The 18,650-nt window shown below is 65.7% G+C and carries 16 protein-coding genes and 1 tRNA gene; 15 read left to right on the forward strand and 2 right to left on the reverse strand.

What is annotated here, in order from left to right:
• The first annotated feature begins 53 nt into the window (after positions 1-53).
• The 5 genes from atpA (at position 54) to nucS (ending at position 5,383) form a co-directional block, all read left to right on the forward strand.
• Positions 54-1,685: a F0F1 ATP synthase subunit alpha gene (gene atpA, locus PT282_RS01305; RefSeq protein WP_277167800.1), complete on the forward strand. Its 1,632-nt coding sequence runs from the start codon at positions 54-56 to the stop codon at positions 1,683-1,685.
• A gap of 3 nt (positions 1,686-1,688) precedes the next feature.
• Positions 1,689-2,648, forward strand: a complete 960-nt coding sequence (locus PT282_RS01310; protein WP_277167801.1) for a F0F1 ATP synthase subunit gamma — start codon at positions 1,689-1,691, stop codon at positions 2,646-2,648.
• A gap of 8 nt (positions 2,649-2,656) precedes the next feature.
• Entirely contained in the window at positions 2,657-4,141 is a 1,485-nt protein-coding gene (gene atpD, locus PT282_RS01315) for a F0F1 ATP synthase subunit beta (protein WP_277167802.1), read from the forward strand.
• Positions 4,141-4,431 (forward strand): F0F1 ATP synthase subunit epsilon, encoded by a 291-nt coding sequence (locus PT282_RS01320; protein ID WP_277167803.1) that lies wholly within the window; start codon positions 4,141-4,143, stop codon positions 4,429-4,431. Before atpD ends, PT282_RS01320 begins: the two co-directional genes overlap by 1 nt.
• A 151-nt stretch (positions 4,432-4,582) precedes the next feature.
• The gene (gene nucS, locus PT282_RS01325; RefSeq protein WP_277167804.1) at positions 4,583-5,383 is read left to right on the forward strand and encodes an endonuclease NucS; all 801 of its coding nucleotides are present in this window, start codon (positions 4,583-4,585) and stop codon (positions 5,381-5,383) included.
• Positions 5,384-5,508: 125 nt separating this feature from the next.
• Here the strand turns inward: nucS and PT282_RS01330 are convergent, their stop codons facing one another.
• Positions 5,509-6,474, reverse strand: a complete 966-nt coding sequence (locus PT282_RS01330) for an FKBP-type peptidyl-prolyl cis-trans isomerase (protein WP_277167805.1) — start codon at positions 6,472-6,474, stop codon at positions 5,509-5,511.
• A gap of 150 nt (positions 6,475-6,624) precedes the next feature.
• On the opposite strand from PT282_RS01330, the gene PT282_RS01335 reads away from it, so the two are divergent.
• The 3 genes from PT282_RS01335 (at position 6,625) to PT282_RS01345 (ending at position 10,645) form a co-directional block, all read left to right on the forward strand.
• Positions 6,625-8,586: a hypothetical protein gene (locus PT282_RS01335; protein WP_277167806.1), complete on the forward strand. Its 1,962-nt coding sequence runs from the start codon at positions 6,625-6,627 to the stop codon at positions 8,584-8,586.
• A gap of 2 nt (positions 8,587-8,588) precedes the next feature.
• Positions 8,589-9,593 carry a hypothetical protein gene (locus PT282_RS01340; protein WP_277168905.1) on the forward strand — a complete coding sequence of 335 codons (1,005 nt, stop codon included), beginning with the start codon at positions 8,589-8,591 and terminating at the stop codon, positions 9,591-9,593.
• An 86-nt stretch (positions 9,594-9,679) separates the two neighbouring features.
• The gene (locus PT282_RS01345) at positions 9,680-10,645 is read left to right on the forward strand and encodes a tetratricopeptide repeat protein (RefSeq protein WP_277167807.1); all 966 of its coding nucleotides are present in this window, start codon (positions 9,680-9,682) and stop codon (positions 10,643-10,645) included.
• Between the two features lie 69 nt (positions 10,646-10,714).
• On the opposite strand, the gene PT282_RS01350 is transcribed toward PT282_RS01345, so the two are convergent.
• The gene (locus PT282_RS01350; RefSeq protein WP_277167808.1) at positions 10,715-11,335 is read right to left on the reverse strand and encodes a hypothetical protein; all 621 of its coding nucleotides are present in this window, start codon (positions 11,333-11,335) and stop codon (positions 10,715-10,717) included.
• A 148-nt stretch (positions 11,336-11,483) separates the two neighbouring features.
• Here PT282_RS01350 and PT282_RS01355 point away from each other — a divergent pair.
• The 7 genes from PT282_RS01355 to PT282_RS01385 all read left to right on the forward strand — a co-directional run bounded on the left by PT282_RS01355 (position 11,484) and on the right by PT282_RS01385 (position 18,641).
• Positions 11,484-11,560, forward strand: a tRNA-Arg gene (locus PT282_RS01355).
• 122 nt (positions 11,561-11,682) lie between these two features.
• Positions 11,683-13,488 carry an arginine--tRNA ligase gene (gene argS / locus PT282_RS01360; RefSeq protein WP_277167809.1) on the forward strand — a complete coding sequence of 602 codons (1,806 nt, stop codon included), beginning with the start codon at positions 11,683-11,685 and terminating at the stop codon, positions 13,486-13,488.
• Positions 13,489-13,678: 190 nt separating this feature from the next.
• Entirely contained in the window at positions 13,679-15,298 is a 1,620-nt protein-coding gene (locus PT282_RS01365; protein ID WP_277167810.1) for a diaminopimelate decarboxylase, read from the forward strand.
• Between the two features lie 164 nt (positions 15,299-15,462).
• A complete protein-coding gene (locus PT282_RS01370; protein WP_277167811.1) occupies positions 15,463-16,845 on the forward strand; it encodes a homoserine dehydrogenase in 1,383 nt (460 codons plus the stop codon).
• An 85-nt stretch (positions 16,846-16,930) separates the two neighbouring features.
• Complete coding sequence (locus PT282_RS01375; protein WP_277168906.1) at positions 16,931-17,983, forward strand: homoserine kinase; 1,053 nt, start codon at positions 16,931-16,933, stop codon at positions 17,981-17,983.
• Between the two features lie 120 nt (positions 17,984-18,103).
• Positions 18,104-18,370, forward strand: coding sequence for a type II toxin-antitoxin system RelB/DinJ family antitoxin (locus PT282_RS01380; protein WP_277167812.1), 267 nt, complete (start codon positions 18,104-18,106; stop codon positions 18,368-18,370).
• On the forward strand, positions 18,363-18,641 hold the full coding sequence (locus tag PT282_RS01385) for a type II toxin-antitoxin system YafQ family toxin (protein ID WP_277167813.1): 279 nt from the start codon (positions 18,363-18,365) through the stop codon (positions 18,639-18,641). The genes PT282_RS01380 and PT282_RS01385 overlap by 8 nt, the downstream gene beginning before the upstream one ends.
• Positions 18,642-18,650: the final 9 nt, after the last annotated feature.

The following is an 18,650-nucleotide window of genomic DNA, read 5'->3' on the forward strand; positions in this document are numbered from 1 at the left end:
GGCGTGACGAAAACAAGACTTACCAGTCAATCAATAATCAATAAGGAGTGATCATGGCAGAACTTACCATTGATCCCACCGCGGTACGGAAGGCCCTCGACGACTTCGTCGAGTCCTACCAGCCCAGTGACACACCCACCCAGGAGGTGGGCTATGTCGCGACGGCCGGTGATGGCATCGCACACGTGACGGGACTGCCTGGTTGCATGGCCAACGAGCTGCTGACGTTTGAGGACGGCACCCTCGGCCTGGCCTTCAACCTTGATCCCCGCGAGATCGGCGTGGTGATCCTCGGCGACTTCGCAGGAGTCGAGGAAGGCCAGGAAGTACGGCGCACCGGCGAGGTGCTCTCCGTGCCCGTGGGCGACGGCTATCTCGGACGCACGGTGGACCCGCTGGGCAAGCCGATCGACGGCCTGGGCGAGATCAAGAGCGAGGGTCGCAGGATCCTCGAGGCGCAGGCGCCCGACGTGATGCACCGCCAGCCCGTCGTCGAGCCGCTGTCGACCGGCCTCAAGGCCATCGACGCGATGACGCCGATCGGCCGTGGTCAGCGCCAGCTCATCATCGGCGACCGCCAGACGGGCAAGACCGCCATCGCGATCGACGCCATCCTCAACCAGAAGAGCAACTGGGAGAGCGGCGACCCGAAGAAACAGGTGCGCTGCATCTACGTCGCCGTGGGCCAGAAGGGTTCCACCATCGCCTCCGTGCGCCAGAGCCTCGAGGAGGCCGGCGCCATGGAGTACACCACGATCGTGGCTTCCCCGGCGTCCGATTCCGCGGGCTTCAAGTACATCGCCCCCTACACCGGCTCGGCCATCGGCCAGCACTGGATGTATCACGGCAAGCACGTCCTCATCGTCTTCGACGACCTGTCGAAGCAGGCCGAGGCCTACCGTTCGATCTCCCTGCTGCTGCGTCGCCCGCCGGGGCGTGAGGCCTACCCGGGAGACGTGTTCTACCTGCACTCCCGTCTGCTCGAACGCTGCGCCAAGCTCTCCGACGACCTTGGCGGCGGCTCGATGACCGGTCTGCCGATCGTGGAGACGAAGGCGAACGACGTGTCCGCCTACATCCCGACGAACGTCATCTCGATCACCGACGGCCAGATCTTCCTGCAGTCCGACCTCTTCAACGCCAACCAGCGCCCCGCAGTGGACGTCGGCATCTCGGTCTCCCGCGTCGGTGGCGCGGCCCAGACCAAGGCCTTGAAGAAGGTCTCCGGCACGCTCAAGATCTCCCTGGCCCAGTACCGCTCGCTGCAGTCCTTCGCGATGTTCGCCTCCGATCTGGACGCGGCCTCGAAGGCACAGCTGACGCGCGGCGCCAGGCTCACCGAGCTGTTGAAGCAGCCGCAGTTCTCCCCGTATTCGATGGAGCAGGAGGTTGTCTCCGTGTGGGCCGGCACCCATGGCAAGCTCGACGATCTCGAGATCGTCGACGTGCTGCCCTTCGAGAAGGGCCTGCTGGACTACGTCGACCACAACACCGATATCCTCAAGACCATCCGCGAGAGCGGCAACTTCACCGACGAGACCGAACAGGCGTTGGAGAAGGCGGTCGAGGCGTTCCGTGCCACCTATGTCACCAAGGCGGGCAAGCCGCTGGTGGGCAAGGACGACGACGCGGAGTTCACCCCGGCGAAGGTCGAGCAGGAAAAGATCGTGGCGGGAGATAAGTGACGCATGGCTTCGCAACTCGCATTAAAATCACGAATCAATTCCACGACGTCGTTGGGGAAGATCTTCAACGCGCAGGAGATGATCGCGTCTTCGCACATCGCCAAGGCACGTACTGTGGCTTTGAATGCGAAGCCCTACAGTGACGCGATTTCGGATGCGGTGCAGGCGCTGGCCGCCCATACCGACATCGATCACCCGATCGTTCGCAAGAAGGAACGCAACCCCCGTGTCGCGGTGCTGGCCCTGACGGCCGACCGTGGCATGGCCGGTGCCTACACCTCTTCGATCATCCGCGAGACCGAGTCGTTGCTCGACCGCCTCGACGGCCAGGGCAAGCAGCCGGAGCTCTACGTCTACGGACGCCGTGGCGTCTCCTACTACAAGTACCGGAACCGCGACATCTCCGCGACTTGGGAAGGCGACAGCGACCATCCGGGCGTGCGTGTGGCCGAGGACATCGCCAACCGCCTGCTGGCCGACTACATGAAGCCGGCGAGTGAGGGCGGCGTCTCCGAGCTCTACATCGTGTTCACCGAATTCGTGAACATGGTGGTGCAGAAGGTGCGCGTGCTGCGCATGCTGCCGGTGAAGGTCGTCAGGTCCGGTGACGCCAAGAGCGTGGTCGGTGACGGCGGCAAGGCTCCGAAGGCCGATGCCACGGACGCCGACGATGCGCAGGCCGACGGCACCTCGCCGCTCTACTCCTTCGAGCCGAGCGTCGAGCAGGTGCTGGACGCCATCCTGCCGAAGTACGTGCAGTCGCGCATCCACGAGTGCCTGCTCACCGCGGCGGCCTCCGAGACCGCGAGCCGGCAGAACGCCATGCACACGGCGACCGACAACGCCAACAACCTGATCGACGAACTGACCCGACAGCTCAACGCTTCGCGCCAGGCCTCGATCACCCAGGAACTTACTGAGATTATCAGCAGCGCTGACGCGCTGAACAAAGAGGAAGAGTAGGAACGCATATGGCTGACAAGCAGTCCACAGCGGCTTCCGAAAAGCCGACGATCGATCCGAGCGCAGGGCGCATCACACGCGTCCAGGGCTCCGTCATCGACGTCGAGTTTCCGGCTGGCCACCTGCCCGACATCTACAATGCCCTGAAAGTCAAGATCGGCAACGAAGGCGACACCGAAGGCGAGACCGTCAAGGAGATCACCCTTGAGGTCGAGCAGCACCTCGGCGACTCCACCGTGCGTTGCGTGGCGCTGAAGCCGACCGACGGCTTGGTGCGCGGCGAGAGCGTTCAGGACACCGGCGGCCCCATCGAGGTGCCGGTCGGCGACGTGACCAAGGGCCATGTCTTCGATGTCACGGGCAACATCCTGAACAAGAAGCCCGACGAGACCGTCAAGGTCAAGGAGCGTTGGTCCATCCACCGCAATCCTCCGGCCTTCGACCAGCTCGAGAGCCGCACCAAGATGTTCGAGACGGGCATCAAGGTCATCGATCTGCTCACCCCGTACGTCGAGGGTGGCAAGATCGGCCTCTTCGGCGGCGCGGGTGTCGGCAAGACTGTGCTGATCCAGGAGATGATCCAGCGCGTGGCGCAGAACCACGGCGGCGTCTCCGTGTTCGCGGGCGTCGGCGAGCGTACCCGTGAGGGCAACGACCTGATCGGCGAGATGGACGACGCTGGCGTGCTGGAGAAGACCGCGTTGGTCTTCGGTCAGATGGACGAGCCCCCGGGGACCCGTCTGCGCGTGCCGCTGACCGCGCTGACGATGGCCGAGTACTTCCGCGACGTGCAGAACCAGGACGTGCTGCTCTTCATCGACAACATCTTCCGCTTCACGCAGGCCGGTTCCGAGGTCTCCACGCTGCTCGGGCGCATGCCTTCCGCAGTGGGCTACCAGCCGAACCTGGCCGACGAGATGGGCTCCCTGCAGGAGCGCATCACCTCGACCCGCGGCCACTCGATCACCTCTCTGCAGGCCATCTACGTGCCCGCCGACGATTACACCGATCCGGCCCCGGCCACCACGTTCGCCCATTTGGACGCGATCACCGAGCTCGCTCGTGACATCGCCTCCAAGGGTATCTACCCGGCCGTCGACCCGCTGTCGTCCACCTCGCGAATCCTCGATCCGCGCTACGTGGGCCAGGAGCACTACGACACCGCGAACCGCGTCAAGGCGATTCTGCAGCGCAACAAGGAGCTCCAGGACATCATCGCCCTGATCGGCATCGACGAGCTCGGCGAGGAGGACAAGACCACCGTCAACCGCGCGCGCAAGATCCAGCAGTTCCTGGGCCAGAACTTCTACGTGGCGAAGAAGTTCACCGGCCTGGAGGGCTCCTATGTGCCCGCCGACGAGACGGTCGAGGCCTTCAAGCGCATCTGCGACGGCGTCTATGACGAGGTGCCCGAGCAGGCGTTCAGCGGCATCGGCGGCATCGACGACCTCGAGCACAAGTGGCACGACATGCAGAAGGAATACGGTGCGTGATGGCAGGGTCACAGTCTTCCATGCAGGTGAACATCGTCGCCGCTGACCGCCCCCTGTGGAGCGGCGCGGCCAGGTCCGTCACCATCCCCGCGAGCGAGGGTGGCATGGGGATTCTGCCCGACCACGAGCCGATTCTCACGGTCATCAAGTCCGGCACGGTCTCCGCGGTCGACACCGAGGGGAAGCGTCACTCGTTCGATGTCTCCGATGGGTTTATCTCGTTTGACTCCAACAGGCTCACCGTCGCGGTCCAACGCGGCGAGGAGCCCAAGGCGGGCGCGGCCGAATAGCGCGCCGCCGTTCCTTTCAAGGGCGGGGATACCGGTTCGTCCGGTGTCCCCGCCTTTTGCATGCCCGTGTGCGCCATGCCGACGGAGCGCATGAACCGTTGAATCGGACGGTTGCTCGCGCTTCGCCCAGAGGATTGGGTAGAGTGGTCCCGTGCGAATTATTGTTGCTGACTGCTCCGCCATCTATTCCGGCAGGCTGAACGCCTCGCTGCCCATGGCCAAACGCGTGCTGCTGATCAAGGCCGACAACAGCCTACTGATCTTCTCCGAGCTCGGCTCCTACAAGCCACTCAACTGGATGGCCGCGCCCTGCACCATCAGGGAGGTCACGCCCGAAGCCGACGACGCGGTGACTGACGGCATGGCCGATGACGGTGCCGGCGACGCCGATAAGACCACTGAAGTCGTTGAAGTCGCTGAAGCCAGTGACGCCGTGGAAGTCGATGAATCCGTCGAGGCGGCACCGGAGAAGGTCTTCCGCGTGGCGGCGCAGAAGTCGAGCGACATCCTCGAGGTGACCCTGCAGCACGTCTACTCCGACGAGACCTACGACCTGGGGGAGGACCCAGGCCTGGTCAAGGACGGCGTCGAGGACCACCTGCAGCACTATCTGGCCCAGCAGATCGGGCGCATCGGCGAGGGCGCCAGGCTCGTGCGCCGCGAATACCCGACCCCCATCGGTCCGGTCGACATCATGGCGATCGACGGCAAGGGCCAGCATGTCGCCATCGAGATCAAGCGCCACGGCGGCATCGACGGGGTCGAGCAGCTCACCCGCTATTGCAAGCTGCTCAACAAGGACCCGTTGCTCGCCCCGGTGCGTGGCATGTTCGCCGCGCAGACCATCACCCCGCAGGCGCGTGTGCTGGCGCAGGAGCGTGGTTTCGAATGCCTCATCCTCGACTACGACGAGATGAAGGGCACCGACGACGACAGCCTGCGCCTCTTCTGATACGACTGATACGACTGATACGACGATGCCCACTCCATCTGCTGGTGAAGTGGGCATCGTTTTTACGTGGTGCGTTCCTTGGCCCGCGGTCGGTTCAACACCGAGCAGCCAAGGGCGCCGCGCCGCTACTCGGACTGCTGCGGGCCGTAATCGTAGAGCAGGTCGACCACGAAGTAGAGCGTGGAGTTCGCCGGGATCTTGTCCTGTGCCTTGTCGCCGTAGCCGAGATCTGGCGGGATGACGAGCAGCACCTGCGAGCCGACGGTCTGGCCGGCCAGGCCCTGCGTCCAGCCCTTGACGACCTGCTGCAGCGAAAGCTGGACCGGGGCGCCCTTGGACCATGAGGAGTCGAACTGCGAGGGCTTGCCGTCCTTGCCCATCACCCAACCGGTGTAGTGGACGTCGACGGTGTCGTTGGCCGTCACCTTCTTGCCGTTGCCGCGGATCAGCGTCTGCGCCACGAGGCTGCCGCCGGGCTGGTAGCCATTGAAGTCGATGGAGGGGGCGCCGTTAGAGGCGAGCGTGACCTTGGGCAGGTCGGCCGGGACGTCGGCCACCTTCTCGCCCTTGGCGCGCATATCGGCCTTGGACTTCGAGACCAGGGTGAGCGCCATGATGTAGGAGGTGCTGGACTTGTTGCCGTCGTTGACGCCGAAGGCCACGGTCGTATTGATCTTCTGGCCCTTCAGCAGGTTGTAGTACATGGAGTTGAGGCTCTTCTTGTTGATCACGATGGAGCAGTCGGGAGTGCCCTTCTCCCAGGTGCTCATCATCTCGCTGCCGTCCTTGGCATTGAGCGAGACGCCCTGCGTGCATACGCGGTCGCCGTCGCCGATCGTGGCTCCGTCGCCCTTCTGCAGGACCGCATAGGAGTTGTTGACCACCTGCATCGGGGTGTGGAACGAGATCTTCGGCTTCTTGCCGAGCTGGCCGGACGCGGTGACGCCGGCCATCTGGGTGTCGTCGGAGCTCGCGGACGAGTCGTTGGAGGAGCCGCAGGCGGCGAGGCCCACGGACAGCGCCAGGGCGCACAGCGCCGCGCATGCCCGGGCCAGTGATTTCAAGGGTGAACCGGTCTTGAGATTGTGCATGGTTCTCCACTCTAGCCTTTGACCATGATTAATGGTGTGCTCGTTATTGTCATGGGGGAATAGATATCGGCAAGGCCGCCGCCGTGGTACGCCGGGGGTTTCACCCGATTCAGAAATCTATCAGCCTCGTCTTGTAGAATCGAGACAGTTATGACTTCAATACACCATGAACCACAGAAGGCGAACGCCAAGCCGACGCGGCGCGCCTCCGTCATGCGTGGAATCGTCGCGCCGATTCTGGGTCTGCTGGCCGTCGCGTCCCTCGTGCTGGGCGTGCTCAACGCCACCGTCTGGAAGCCAAGCCCCGAGATCACCGCCTCCGGGCAGGTGCAGGGCACCAGATACATCGTCACCGACCCGGGGGTGCTGAACCTCGTCGACGACGCCGTGGACCTCAAGGTGGGCGTGGGCGGCCACGCGCGCAAGTCGAAGGTATGCGTGGCTTTGGCCTCCTCCAAGGACGCCGCCGGATGGGTGGCGGGCCACAGCTACACGAGGGTGACTGGCCTGGGCAATTGGACGACGCTCGCCAGCAAGGTGAGCCAGGCCGGAGCCGATTCCGCTGGCAGGACTTCCGACGGCGACGTGGCGTTCAAGGATTCCGACATGTGGCGCCAGGTGCGCTGCGGGGCCAGCGGGACGAGCCTCAGCCTGCGCAACGTCGACGATGGGGAAGTGGCCATCATCGACCTCAAGGGCGGCGAGGCCCCCGCGAAGACGGCCGCACATGCCGACAAGAAGTCCCATCATTCAGCCAAGAGCGATGACGCCTCGTCGGTTCCGGTGTCGCTGAGCATGCACTGGGTGCGCCACACGGCCTCCAAGACGCCCTATGTCTTCTATGGCCTCGCGCTGCTCTTCGCCATCCTCACGGCTCTGGCCGCCTCGGTGCTCGCCATGGAGCCGAAGAGACTCAAGCGGATGCTCGGTTTGGACAAGCACAAGCGCAAGGCCAGGAAGGCCGAGCCCGTCAGCGAGGAAGTGACCATCAGCGAGGCGATGACCGGCAGCTTCCAGGCCCTGGGGCTCAGCCTGAAGCGCAGCGACCATACACCCACCCACACCGCCAGCCACATCGCCAGCGTCCAAAGGACGGGTGGCGCCGAGGCGGGTGCCATGGGTGATGAGGGCGCGTCCGGCACGCCGAACATCATCGATCCGTTGCGCCGCAATATGGTGGCCAGTCTCCAGGCGAGCAACGCCGGCGACATCGGGGCCAGCGGCACGGGTACGGCCGAAACGGGCACGGACGCCGTCGCCTCCGATTCGCTTCGCGTTCCCGACTTGGCCGGCGCCTCGGCGCTCGCTGGTGCGGGTGTCGCCGGAATCGCCGGCAGTGTCGCCACTGCTTCTTCGAACGATGATGCGTCCATGGTCTCCGGCGAGGATGGCGAGGCTGGCAATGCCGATCGCGCCGCCGTAGCCGAAACGGACGATCTGACGAATGCATCCGGTGCCGGCATCGGGACCGGCGAGCCCGGCGAATCCGGTATGACCGCTGACGAATCCGATTCCGACAGCAAGCCGGATACCATCGGCGAGAAGAGCGTGCTGGGTGGCAATCCCCAGGATGAGGTGTCCACCGCCATGAACGACGCGGGCGCGATGGCGTCCCTTTCCGCGCTGGCGACCGATCTCGGCGGTGACCAAGACGGACAGGGCACCCAGGATGACCAGCCGGCCCACATGGACGACGCATCCGCCGCTCAGCCGGCGGAGAAGGCGGACGGGTCCAGGGAGTCCGGCCGCACGGGCCACGCCAGGCACGGCAGGCATGCCGGTCGCCCCGAGAGCGAACCTGTCGAGACGCACGAGGCCAGCCGGAACGAGCTGCAGTACTATCTGCAGCGTCTCGCCGCCGAGGCCTCCGCACAAGACGATGGCGAGGGCGATCGGAACGGCCAGGATGGCCAGAACGATCAGAACGTCCAGAATGACCAACATGGTCAGGGCGACCACGAATCGGCCGAGACGCCCTCTGTGAAGCAGGACGATATGGATTCCTTCATGGCGGCCCTGAACGGCACCGCCACGGATCCGGTGGCGGCCCAGGCGCAGAACGCCGGGGGCGCCGACGGCGACGATAACAAGCATGAAGGAGGGGCGGCATGAGCATGAACAGCGTATGCAGGAAAGTGGCCATCGCCGGGCTCGCCATCGTGGCGGCGTTCGGCATGACCGGCTGCGCCGGACAGGTGCCCCATCCCTCGGGTTCGGCGGACTCCGCCTCGCAATCCCCCGACATGAGCGAGGCGCAGGAGAGGAAGATCCGCGGCGAGGTGCTCGATACCCTGGCCGAGGCCGACAAGGCGAAGAGCCCCGACGGGCTTTCGGCGCGGCTTTCGGGCCCGGCGCTCGAGGTGCGTTCCAGCGAGCTGCAGATCGCGCAGGCCACCGGCAACCTCGATTCGAAGGCCACGATCCCGCGTGACATCGCGCAGACCGTCATCCCCACCCAGTCGGGCTGGCCGCGTTCCGTCTTCTCGATCACGACCACCACCAAGGACCAGCAGTCCAAGCGCCTGATGGTGATGAACCAGGAGAGCGCCCGCAGCAACTACAAGCTGTGGGGCATCGTGCGCCTCTTCCAGGGCGCGAAGCTACCGAAGTTCGCCATCCCCAGCATCGGCGCCGACATGGGCTCCGCCGACGACACCGGGCTGGTGGCCACCCCGCAGGACACGGTGAGCGAATACGCCAACGTGCTCGAGAAGGGCAAGCAGAGCAAATACGCCTCCCAGTTCGATGACGACTACTTCCGCCAGGACCTCGACAAGCTCTCGCAGACCGTGGCGCAGGGCATGGAGCGCAACAAGGGTACCCAGACCCAGACCTTCGCGCCTGTCAAGGGGCAGATTGCGGTGATGCGTTCCAGCGACGGCGGTGACCTGGTGGTCGCCCAGATCGACTCCGAGTGGACCCGTGCCGCCGGCGAGGGGCGCGAGTCCCAGCCCGCCTCCGACGCCGAGCGTGCGCTGTTCGGGCAGGGCAAGGCCACCAGCACCATGAAGGTGACCTATGTCAACGTGGTCGCCTTCTACGTGCCGCCGGCCAAATCCGGCCAGAAGATCATCGCGGTGGGCGCCGAACGCCAGCCGACCAAGGTCGAGGCGGTCTGATGGTCCGGCGGCCGGTCGGGGCCGCGGAAAGATATGAGCATAACGTTTAAGCATGCGAGCGACGCGTGCATGGGGAAAGAGGCAACATGGCAGAGAAGAAGCCGCAGGCGAATCCGGGCATCTCACTGGCGGGCGCGGTCGACTTGGGCGCGCTGAAGCACCAGGTCAAGGCCGAGCCGGGGCAGGCGGGTGGTGCGCCGGCCGCCGGAGGCTACGTCATCGACGTCAGCGAGGCGACGTTCCAGGCCGTGGTGCAGACATCCGCGACCTATCCGGTGCTGTTGCTGCTGTGGATGCCCACCGACGACAGGCTCTTCCCGATGGCGCGCGCCCTGGCCGACGCCGTCAACGCGCTCAAGGGCAAGATGCAGCTGGCCCGCATCGACGTCAACCAGGATCCGCAGATCGCCCAGGCGCTGCAGATCAAGGGCGCGCCGGCGCTCTTCGCCCTGATCGGCGGGCGTCCGATGCCCATTCTGCAGGGTCTGCCCGGCGACGCGGAGATGAAGCAGATCGTCGACGAGCTGTTGCCGCAGATCGTGCAGCTGGCCCAGCAGTCGGGCGTGACCGGCGAGGCGCCGTATTCCGGCGATCCCGATGCCGATGCCGGTGGCGCCGGGGCCAATGCCGAGCCGGCCGTGCCGCCGGAGCACCAGGAGGCGCATCGCCTCGCCGCCGACGGTGACTATGCCGGCGCCGCCGAGGCCTACGCCAAGGTGCTCGAGGCCAATCCCAACGACAGGCTGGCCGCCCGCGAGCGTTCCAAGGCACTGCTGCTCGGCCGTTCCGGCGATGTGGATGTGCGGCAGGCCCGCACGGCCGCGGCCGACAGGCCCGACGACGTCGACGCGCAGCTCACCGTCGCCGACGTCGACATGATCGGCGGGCAGATCGGCGACGCCTTCTCGCGCCTGCTGGACTATCTGGCGGCCGGGCACAAGGCCGACCTCGAGCCGGTCCGCAAGCGCCTGCTGGAATACTTCACCATCCCCGAGCCCGACGACCCGAGGCTCAAGACCGCGCGCCGCCGCCTGTCCACGCTGATGTACTGATGTACTGACGGATTGATGGATTGATCGAGCCGGCTCGCCGATTGCCGAGGCAACCAGCGGGCCGCTGTCTTATTCGTGGCGGTTGTGCCCGTAGATCTGCTCGAAATGCGGGCCGGTATGCGCCAGCTCCCGCTCGAAGTCCGCGCTCCATTCGCCGAAGGGCCGCCCGGCGAGCCCATCGTTGGAGAACCGAGCCTGGTCGGTGATCTCGGTGACGCAGAAATCGGGGATGACGAGGTTGGTCACCGGCCTGCTGCGCTTGGCCTCGGCGATCACCAGCGGGGCGTTGCCGCCGCCGAAGACGTCGATGTCCCAGCCGTCCTCGCCGATCCATGCGGCGAACCGGTTCTTGATGATGGTCTCGCCGCCGCGCTTGACCAGTTCCGCGGCGATGTTGGCGTCGATCGGGCGCGAGGCCTCGTAGCGCGTGCCGCCCACCGACGGGCCCTTGATGGCCACGGAGGCCTCGGTGAAATCGTCGCGATAGTGGTCGAGCACTGCTCTGGCGTCGGTGTCGGGGCCCATTTCGATGCGGGTCTGATGGCTCACCAGCCGCACGCGCAGCGCGTAGTTGTCGGCGTGCACGTAATAGCTCTGCACGATCAGCGTCGGCGTGTCGTCATAGGCGTCCGGCATCTGGCGGCAGAAGAACCGCCGGTCGAATTCGAAATCGTTCATTTCAGGGGCCATACCCCAAGTCTAGACGCAAATCGGCGATCGCGCATGCCGGTTTCCGCGCCGCTCGCAGGTGGACGCGCCCTGTCCGCCGGCTCTTTCCGGCCCTCGCCGCGCGCCCGCCGGGTTGGTCGGCTGAGGTGCTATGCTTGAGAAGTTGTCTGGGTCCGTAGCTCAGCTGGATAGAGCGTTTGCCTCCGGAGCAAAAGGTCGTGGGTTCGAATCCCATCGGGCCCACCAGATTCGCGGATTGTTCCCCTGTGTCTTTTTGTTTTCCCGATATGGGCGTTTCGATGTCGAATGGCGGACCCGGCACGTCGTGGGGTCGCTAATTGGTTATGAGATATAGTATCGTAAGTTCTATGAACCCAGAAGCGTTAAGTGAACTGATTTCGAAAACAGCGCATGAGCTGGTGGACGAGGGTGCCGCCGGCCAGATGACCGCTGACATGATCCCTCCCGTCGAGAAGCTGAGCGTCATGCGACCCAAGGACCGCGCCCATGGCGACTGGTCCTCCAACGTGGCCATGCAGTCGGCCAAGAAGGCCGGCATGAAGCCGCGCGACCTGGCCCAGGCCTTCGCCGACAGGCTCGCCAAGGCCGATGGCATCGCCTCCGTCGAGGTGGCAGGCCCCGGCTTCATCAACATCACCCTTGACTCCGCATCGGCCGCCGCCGTGGTCGACGACGTGCTCGAGCAGGGCGACAAGTACGGCAAGAACGACCATCTCGGCGGCAAGGTGCTGAACCTCGAGTTCGTCTCCGCCAACCCCACCGGACCGCTGCACATCGGCGGCGTGCGTTGGGCCGCGATCGGCGACGCGCTCGGCCGCGTGCTGGAGGCCAACGGCGCCAAGGTCGTCCGCGAGTACTACTTCAACGACCACGGTTCGCAGATCGACCGCTTCGCCAAGTCGCTGGTCGCCGCCGCGCACGGCGAGCCGACCCCCGCCGACGGCTACAAGGGCAAGTACATCGACGAGATCGCCCAGCGCGTGATCGACGAGGCCAAGGCCGACGGTGTCGACGTGCTCTCCCTGCCGCGCAAGAGCGCCGGCGTCGACGAGAGCGGCGAGTCGCTCGGCGAGGGCGATTCCGAGCAGCGCGAGGAGTTCCGTTCGCGCGGCGTGGACATGATGTTCACCGAGATCCAGGATTCGCTCGAGAACTTCCGCGTCAACTTCGACGTGTGGTTCCACGAGAACAGCCTCTACCAGAATGGCGCGGTCGAGAAGTACATCGACAAGCTGCGCCAGCAGGGCGACATCTACGAGAAGGACGGCGCCACCTGGTTCGCCTCGACCAAGCACGGTGACGACAAGGACCGCGTCATCATCAAGTCGAACGGCGAATACACCTACTTCGTGGCCGACATCGCCTACTACTACAACAAGCGCCATCGCGACGGCGACCCCTCCATCCCGGCGGACGTGGCCATCTACATGCTCGGCGCCGACCACCACGGCTACATCGGCCGTCTGATGGCCGTGTGCGACGCGTTCGGCGACACCCCGTACGTCAACATGCAGATCCTGATCGGCCAGATGGTCAACGTGATGAAGGACGGCAAGGCCGTGCGCATGTCCAAGCGCGCCGGCAACGTCGTCACCATCGAGGACCTGGTCGACGCCGTCGGCGTGGACGCCGCCCGCTATTCGCTGGCCCGCACCGACTACAACACCAGCATTGACGTGGACCTCGGTCTGCTGGCCTCCCATACCAACGAGAACCCCGTCTACTACGTGCAGTACGCCCACGCCCGCAGCTGCAACGTCGACCGCAACGCGGCCGCCGCCAAGATCGACGCCAAGGACGCCGACATGTCGCTGCTCGACACCGAGGTGGACGGCGAGGTGCTCGCCTCGCTGGCTCAGTGGCCCGCCATCGTTACCGAATCGGCCGATCTGCGCGCCCCGCACAAGGTCGCGCACTACCTCGAGGCCCTCGCCGGCTCGTACCACAAGTGGTACAACGTCGAGCGCGTGGTGCCCATGGCCCTCACCGACGCCGAGGAAGGCAAGGGCGAGGCCGAGCGCGAGGCCCTGCGCATCGCCAAGAACCCGGAGCCGGCCCGCGCCGCCGCGCGTCTCAAGCTCAACGACGCCGTGCAGCAGGTCATCGCCTCCGGCCTCGACATGCTGGGCGTCACCGCTCCCGACAAGATGTGAGGCAAGGGCTTCTGAAGAGCCTGTGAGGCGACGCCGCCAATGGCCGTCGCCCGACGCGCCCCGCGTACGATGTTTCGGCATCCGTACACGGGGCGCGTCTTTCATGCGGGTTCGCTATCGTTGAATCATCGAATTATCGAATCATCGGTTCACCGCCGGGCATCCGGCCGACATGGAGGGGACGAGCAGCATGGGTATCACTTCGATCTGGCCGGAGGCGACGGCCTTCAACGCGGACGGCGAGCTGGCCTTCCATGGCCACGGCGTCTCGTCGCTGCTCGACGAGTTCGGCTCGCCGCTCTACCTCATCGACACCGACGAGGTGCGCAAGCGCGCGCAACGCTTCATGCGGGCCGCGGCCGACGCCTTCGCCACCTCCACCACGCACGCCAGCTTCGCCGGCAAGGCGTTCCTCTCCAAGGAGGTCGTGCGCATCGTCACCCAGGCCGGCATGTCTATCGACACCTGCTCGATGGGCGAGATCCGCATCGCGCTCGCCGCCGGGGTGCCGGGCCGCCGGCTCGTGCTGCACGGCAACAACAAGTCCGACGAGGAGATCGAGCTGGCCATCCGCGAGGGGTTCGCCAAGATCGTGGTCGACTCGCCCGACGAGCCCGCCCGCATCGCCGCCATCGCCCACCGCCTGGGCCGCCGCGCCAAGGTGATGGTCCGCGTCACCTCGGGCGTGCACGCCGGCGGCCACGAATACATCTCGACGGCGCACGAGGACCAGAAATTCGGCGTCCCGCTGCTGCCCGCCGGCATGGGCCCCGAGGTGCTCTCGATGCTCGATACGTTGGGCGAAGGGAATGGCGACGAAGCCGGCAAGGCCGGTGAGGCCAACGAGACCGGCAATGGTGCCGGCGCCGGTTCGTCATCCAAGGTCGACTACTCGGTGAAATATCCCTACGACCTCAACAACGTGAAGGTGTCCGATGCCGACCGCGAGCTCGCGCAGGCGATGGAGGCCGTGGCCGACGGTCCGGCGCTCGCGGTGCTCAAGGACATCCACCGCCGCCGGGAGGACCTGGAGCTGGTCGGCATCCATTCGCACATCGGCTCGCAGATCCACGACGCCGACGCCTTCGTGATCGCCGCGCGGCGCATGATGCTGCTGCGCAAGACCTTCTACGCCACCGACGCCTACACCCTGCCCGAGGTCGATCTGGGCGGCGGCTATTCCGTGGCCTATACCGACGCCGAGGACTCCATGGACATCGACGCCGAGCTCACCCGCCTGGCCCACGCCGTCACCACGGTCAACAAGGCCCTGGGCATGCCCGCGCCGGTCATCTCCTTCGAGCCCGGTCGCTGGATTGTCGCCCCGGCGGGCGTCAGCCTCTACCGCGTCGGCACCGTCAAGCGCGTGGCGTTGCCCGAAGGCACCAAGGACAGCGCCGGCAACCCGATTGCCGAACGCACCTACGTCTCGGTCGACGGCGGCATGAGCGACAACATCCGTCCGGCGCTCTACGGCGTGGATTACATGGCGCTGCTCGCCAACCGCGGCTGCGGCGGCGGCATCGACGGACACGGCCGGATGGCCGAGGGCACCGAGACCATGCTCGCCCGCGTGGTCGGCAAGCACTGCGAGTCCGGCGACATCATCGTGCGCGAGTGCCTGCTGCCCGCCGACGTCCGCCGTGGCGACATCCTCGCCGTCCCGGTCACCGGGGCCTACGGGCGCACCATGGCCAGCAACTACAACCAGGCGCTGATCCCCGCCGTCGTCGCCGTGAGCGAACGCGACACCCACGTGATGATCCGCCGGCAGACCATCGACGACCTGCTCGCCCTGGACGTCAGCTGAGGCGGATTGCCGTAGTACGGAAAGTCGTTACTGAGGGATTCCCGATGAACGGTTTTCCGCATGTGTGGCGGTGAAAACGGGAAGATTGCCTGTCGGATTCGTTTCATAGGATTGATGAGTCTGAACGAATAGTGCGAAACAAGCGGCTGAAACGGGAGAGTGACATGGGTCAGGTGGAAGATTCGGCGCGGCAGCGCACACAGGGTAAGGGCGATCGGGCGCAAGCCGCGCCGAAGGGAACGCGTGACGGCTCGGCCCCGATCCGCGTGGGCCTGCTGGGCGCCGGCACCGTCGGTTCGCAGGTCGCGCGGCTGCTGGTCGAGCAAGGCGACGAGCTCGCGCAACGCGTCGGCCGACCCCTCGAGATCGCCGGCGTCGCCTGCCGTCATCCGCGCAAGGTCAGCCAGCCCTGGATCGATCACTCGCTGCTCATTGATGACACCGCCCACGTGGCCACTCATGCCGACATCGTCGTCGAGTTGATCGGCGGCATCGAGCCGGCGCGCACGCTGGTGCTGCAGGCGCTTCGCAGCGGGGCCTCGGTGGTGACGGCCAACAAGGCGCTGCTGGCCAAGCACGGCCCCGAGCTCTACCGCGCGGCCGAGGCCAACGGCGTCGATCTCTACTTCGAGGCGGCCGTGGCGGGCGCGATCCCGCTGGTGCGGCCGCTGCGCGAGTCGCTGGCCGGCGACACCATCACCAGCGTGGTCGGCATCCTCAACGGCACCACCAACTACATCCTCGACGAGATGACCACCAAGGGCCTCGATTTCGACGTCGCGCTCAAGGACGCGCAGGCCAAGGGCTACGCCGAGGCCGACCCGACCGGCGACATCGAGGGCGAGGACGCGGCCAACAAGGCGGCGATCGTGGCCACGCTGGCTTTCCACACGCCGGTCGGCATCGACGACGTCGCCGTCGAGGGCATCACCAAGGTCACCGCCGACGACATCGCCGCCGCCACCGCCGAGCACAAGGTGGTCAAGCTCCTCTCCGTGGTCTCCAACGGCGAGCATGGCGTCTCGGCGCGCGTCTACCCGGCGCTGATTCCCGAGGAGCATCCCCTGGCGAGCGTGCACGGCAGCTTCAACGCGGCGTTCGTGCACGCGCAGGCGGCTGACGACCTGATGTTCTATGGCCGTGGGGCCGGCGGCGCGCCCACCGCCTCGGCCGTGCTGGGCGACATCGTCACTGAGGCCCGCCACATCGCCGGCGGCTGCGTCGGGCCGAGCATCCCGCTCTACGGCGACCTGCCCAAGGCGCCGCTGGATGCCTCTCGCGCCGCGTTCGCCGTGCGCTTCCGCATCTGCGACCGGCCGGGCATCCTGGCGGCGATCTCCAAGACCTTCGCGGACTACGGCATCTCGATCAACGGCATCAACCAGGACCTGAAGCCCACTCCGCATAACCCGGGCTATTCCGGGGAGCTGCAGACCCTGCGCGTGGTCACCCACATGTGCGACGAGACCACGCTGCGCCGGTGCGTCGAGGAGGTCTGCAAGCTCAGCTTCGTGGTGGGCGATCCCTCCATTCTGCGTGTGATGTGAGCCGTTGGGGCTCGTCGTATCGTGAGTCCCATCGGACGGTAATTCTGACGCCAACTCGAACGGCAATGAGGTGAATATGACTGGAATGACGCCACAGGCGAAGGTCGTGAAGGTGCGGGTGCCCGCCACGAGCGCGAATCTCGGATCGGGATTCGACACGGTCGGCCTGGCGCTCGACTACCACGACGAGCTCACCTTCACGCTCGACGACGCGCAGGAGCAAGGTTCCGCAACCCGCGCCAACGTCATCATCCATGGCGAGGGCGAGGACACGTTGCCGCGCGACGAGACCCACTTGGTGGTCTCCACGTTCCGCCAGGCGTGCGAGGCGTTCGGCCTGCGCCGTTTCGCCTTCACCCTCGAGGCATGGAACCACATTCCCCAGGCGCGCGGCATGGGCTCGTCCGCCGAGGCCATCGTCGCCGGTATCGCCGCGGCGTCCGCCTTCGCACGTGGCGGCGCCGAGCTCGACCGCGACACCATGTTCCGCATGGCGGCGGCCATCGAAGGCCACCCGGACAACGTGGCCCCGGCCGTCTACGGCGGGCTCACCGTCTCGTGGGACTTCCGCACTCCGGAGGGTGTGGGCTCCGTGGGCATCCCCGGCGGCGAGCCGTTGCGCGCCGGGTTCCACACCGTCAACTACCCGGTCTCGCCCGCCGTCGTCGCCTCCGTCTTCGTCCCCGATTTCGAGCTGTCGACCCAGAAGGCTCGCGAGGCTCTGCCCGAGCAGGTGCCCTACCAGGACGCGATCGCCAACGTTTCGCGTGTGGCGTTGCTGCCCGAGGCGATGAATCCGCAGGGGCTGCGGGGCGATGCGCAGGGGGCGGGGGATGCTCGGGACGATGCGCAATCCCGGTCCCGTTCGAACGCCCTGCTCTTCGCCGCCACGCAGGACTGGCTGCACCAGCCCTACCGCAAGTCGCTGATGGCGCCGTCGTGGCAGCTGATCGAGTCGCTGCGGGCCGAGGGCTTCGCCGCCGCGGTCTCGGGAGCGGGCCCCTGCGTGCTGGTCCTCCACCACGGCGACGCCTCCGCCCGGATCGACGAGATCGCAGCCCCCCAGCTCGCCGGCAGCCACTGGCGAGTCCTCCACCTCCCCGTCAGCCCGCGCGGTGTCGAGGTAGAGCTGCGCTGAACGAAGAGCGCCTATAATCCTGCTGTTGCTTGTTGTATTTTTGTTTTTAATGAGCCAATATGGCTCAATTTTGACTATACTTAGTTGATATAGAGAACATTATTGCAGTAAGGAACGAACATGGCACAGGTGACGCAGGGCATTTCCCGCATTCAGATCAGGACGAAGAAGAGCCTCAAGGACCAGGCGTCGAAGCTCTTCGACAGCCTCGGGCTCGACATGGGCACCGCCATCAACATGTTTCTGGCGCAGTCGGTGCGCGATGGCGGCCTTCCCTTCCGTGCGAGCCTGACCCCGATGGAGCGCGACATTGACGAAGCCGAGGCCTCGCCGGTTTATTATGCGGGCGACGCGGATGCCATGAAACGGATCATTGAACATGTATGAGTTCGAGTACACCGGGAAATTCATCAAGGACGTGAAGCGGCTCAAGAAGAAGCACTATGACTTGGGAAAGCTGAATCAGGTCCTCGATGATTTGCAGGTCTATGATTCCGCTCAATTGACGCGCCGATATCGCGATCATCGGCTTAAGGGGAATTATCGCGGTTACCATGAATTGCACATCGAAGGCGATTGGCTTCTGGTCTACCGGCGCGAGAAGAAGAGACTCGTGCTCACGTTGATGAGCACTTCGGACCATGACGACACGTTCTGATTGTCGCAG

It is taken from the genome of Bifidobacterium sp. ESL0763, assembly GCF_029433395.1.
GTDB lineage: Bacteria > Actinomycetota > Actinomycetes > Actinomycetales > Bifidobacteriaceae > Bifidobacterium.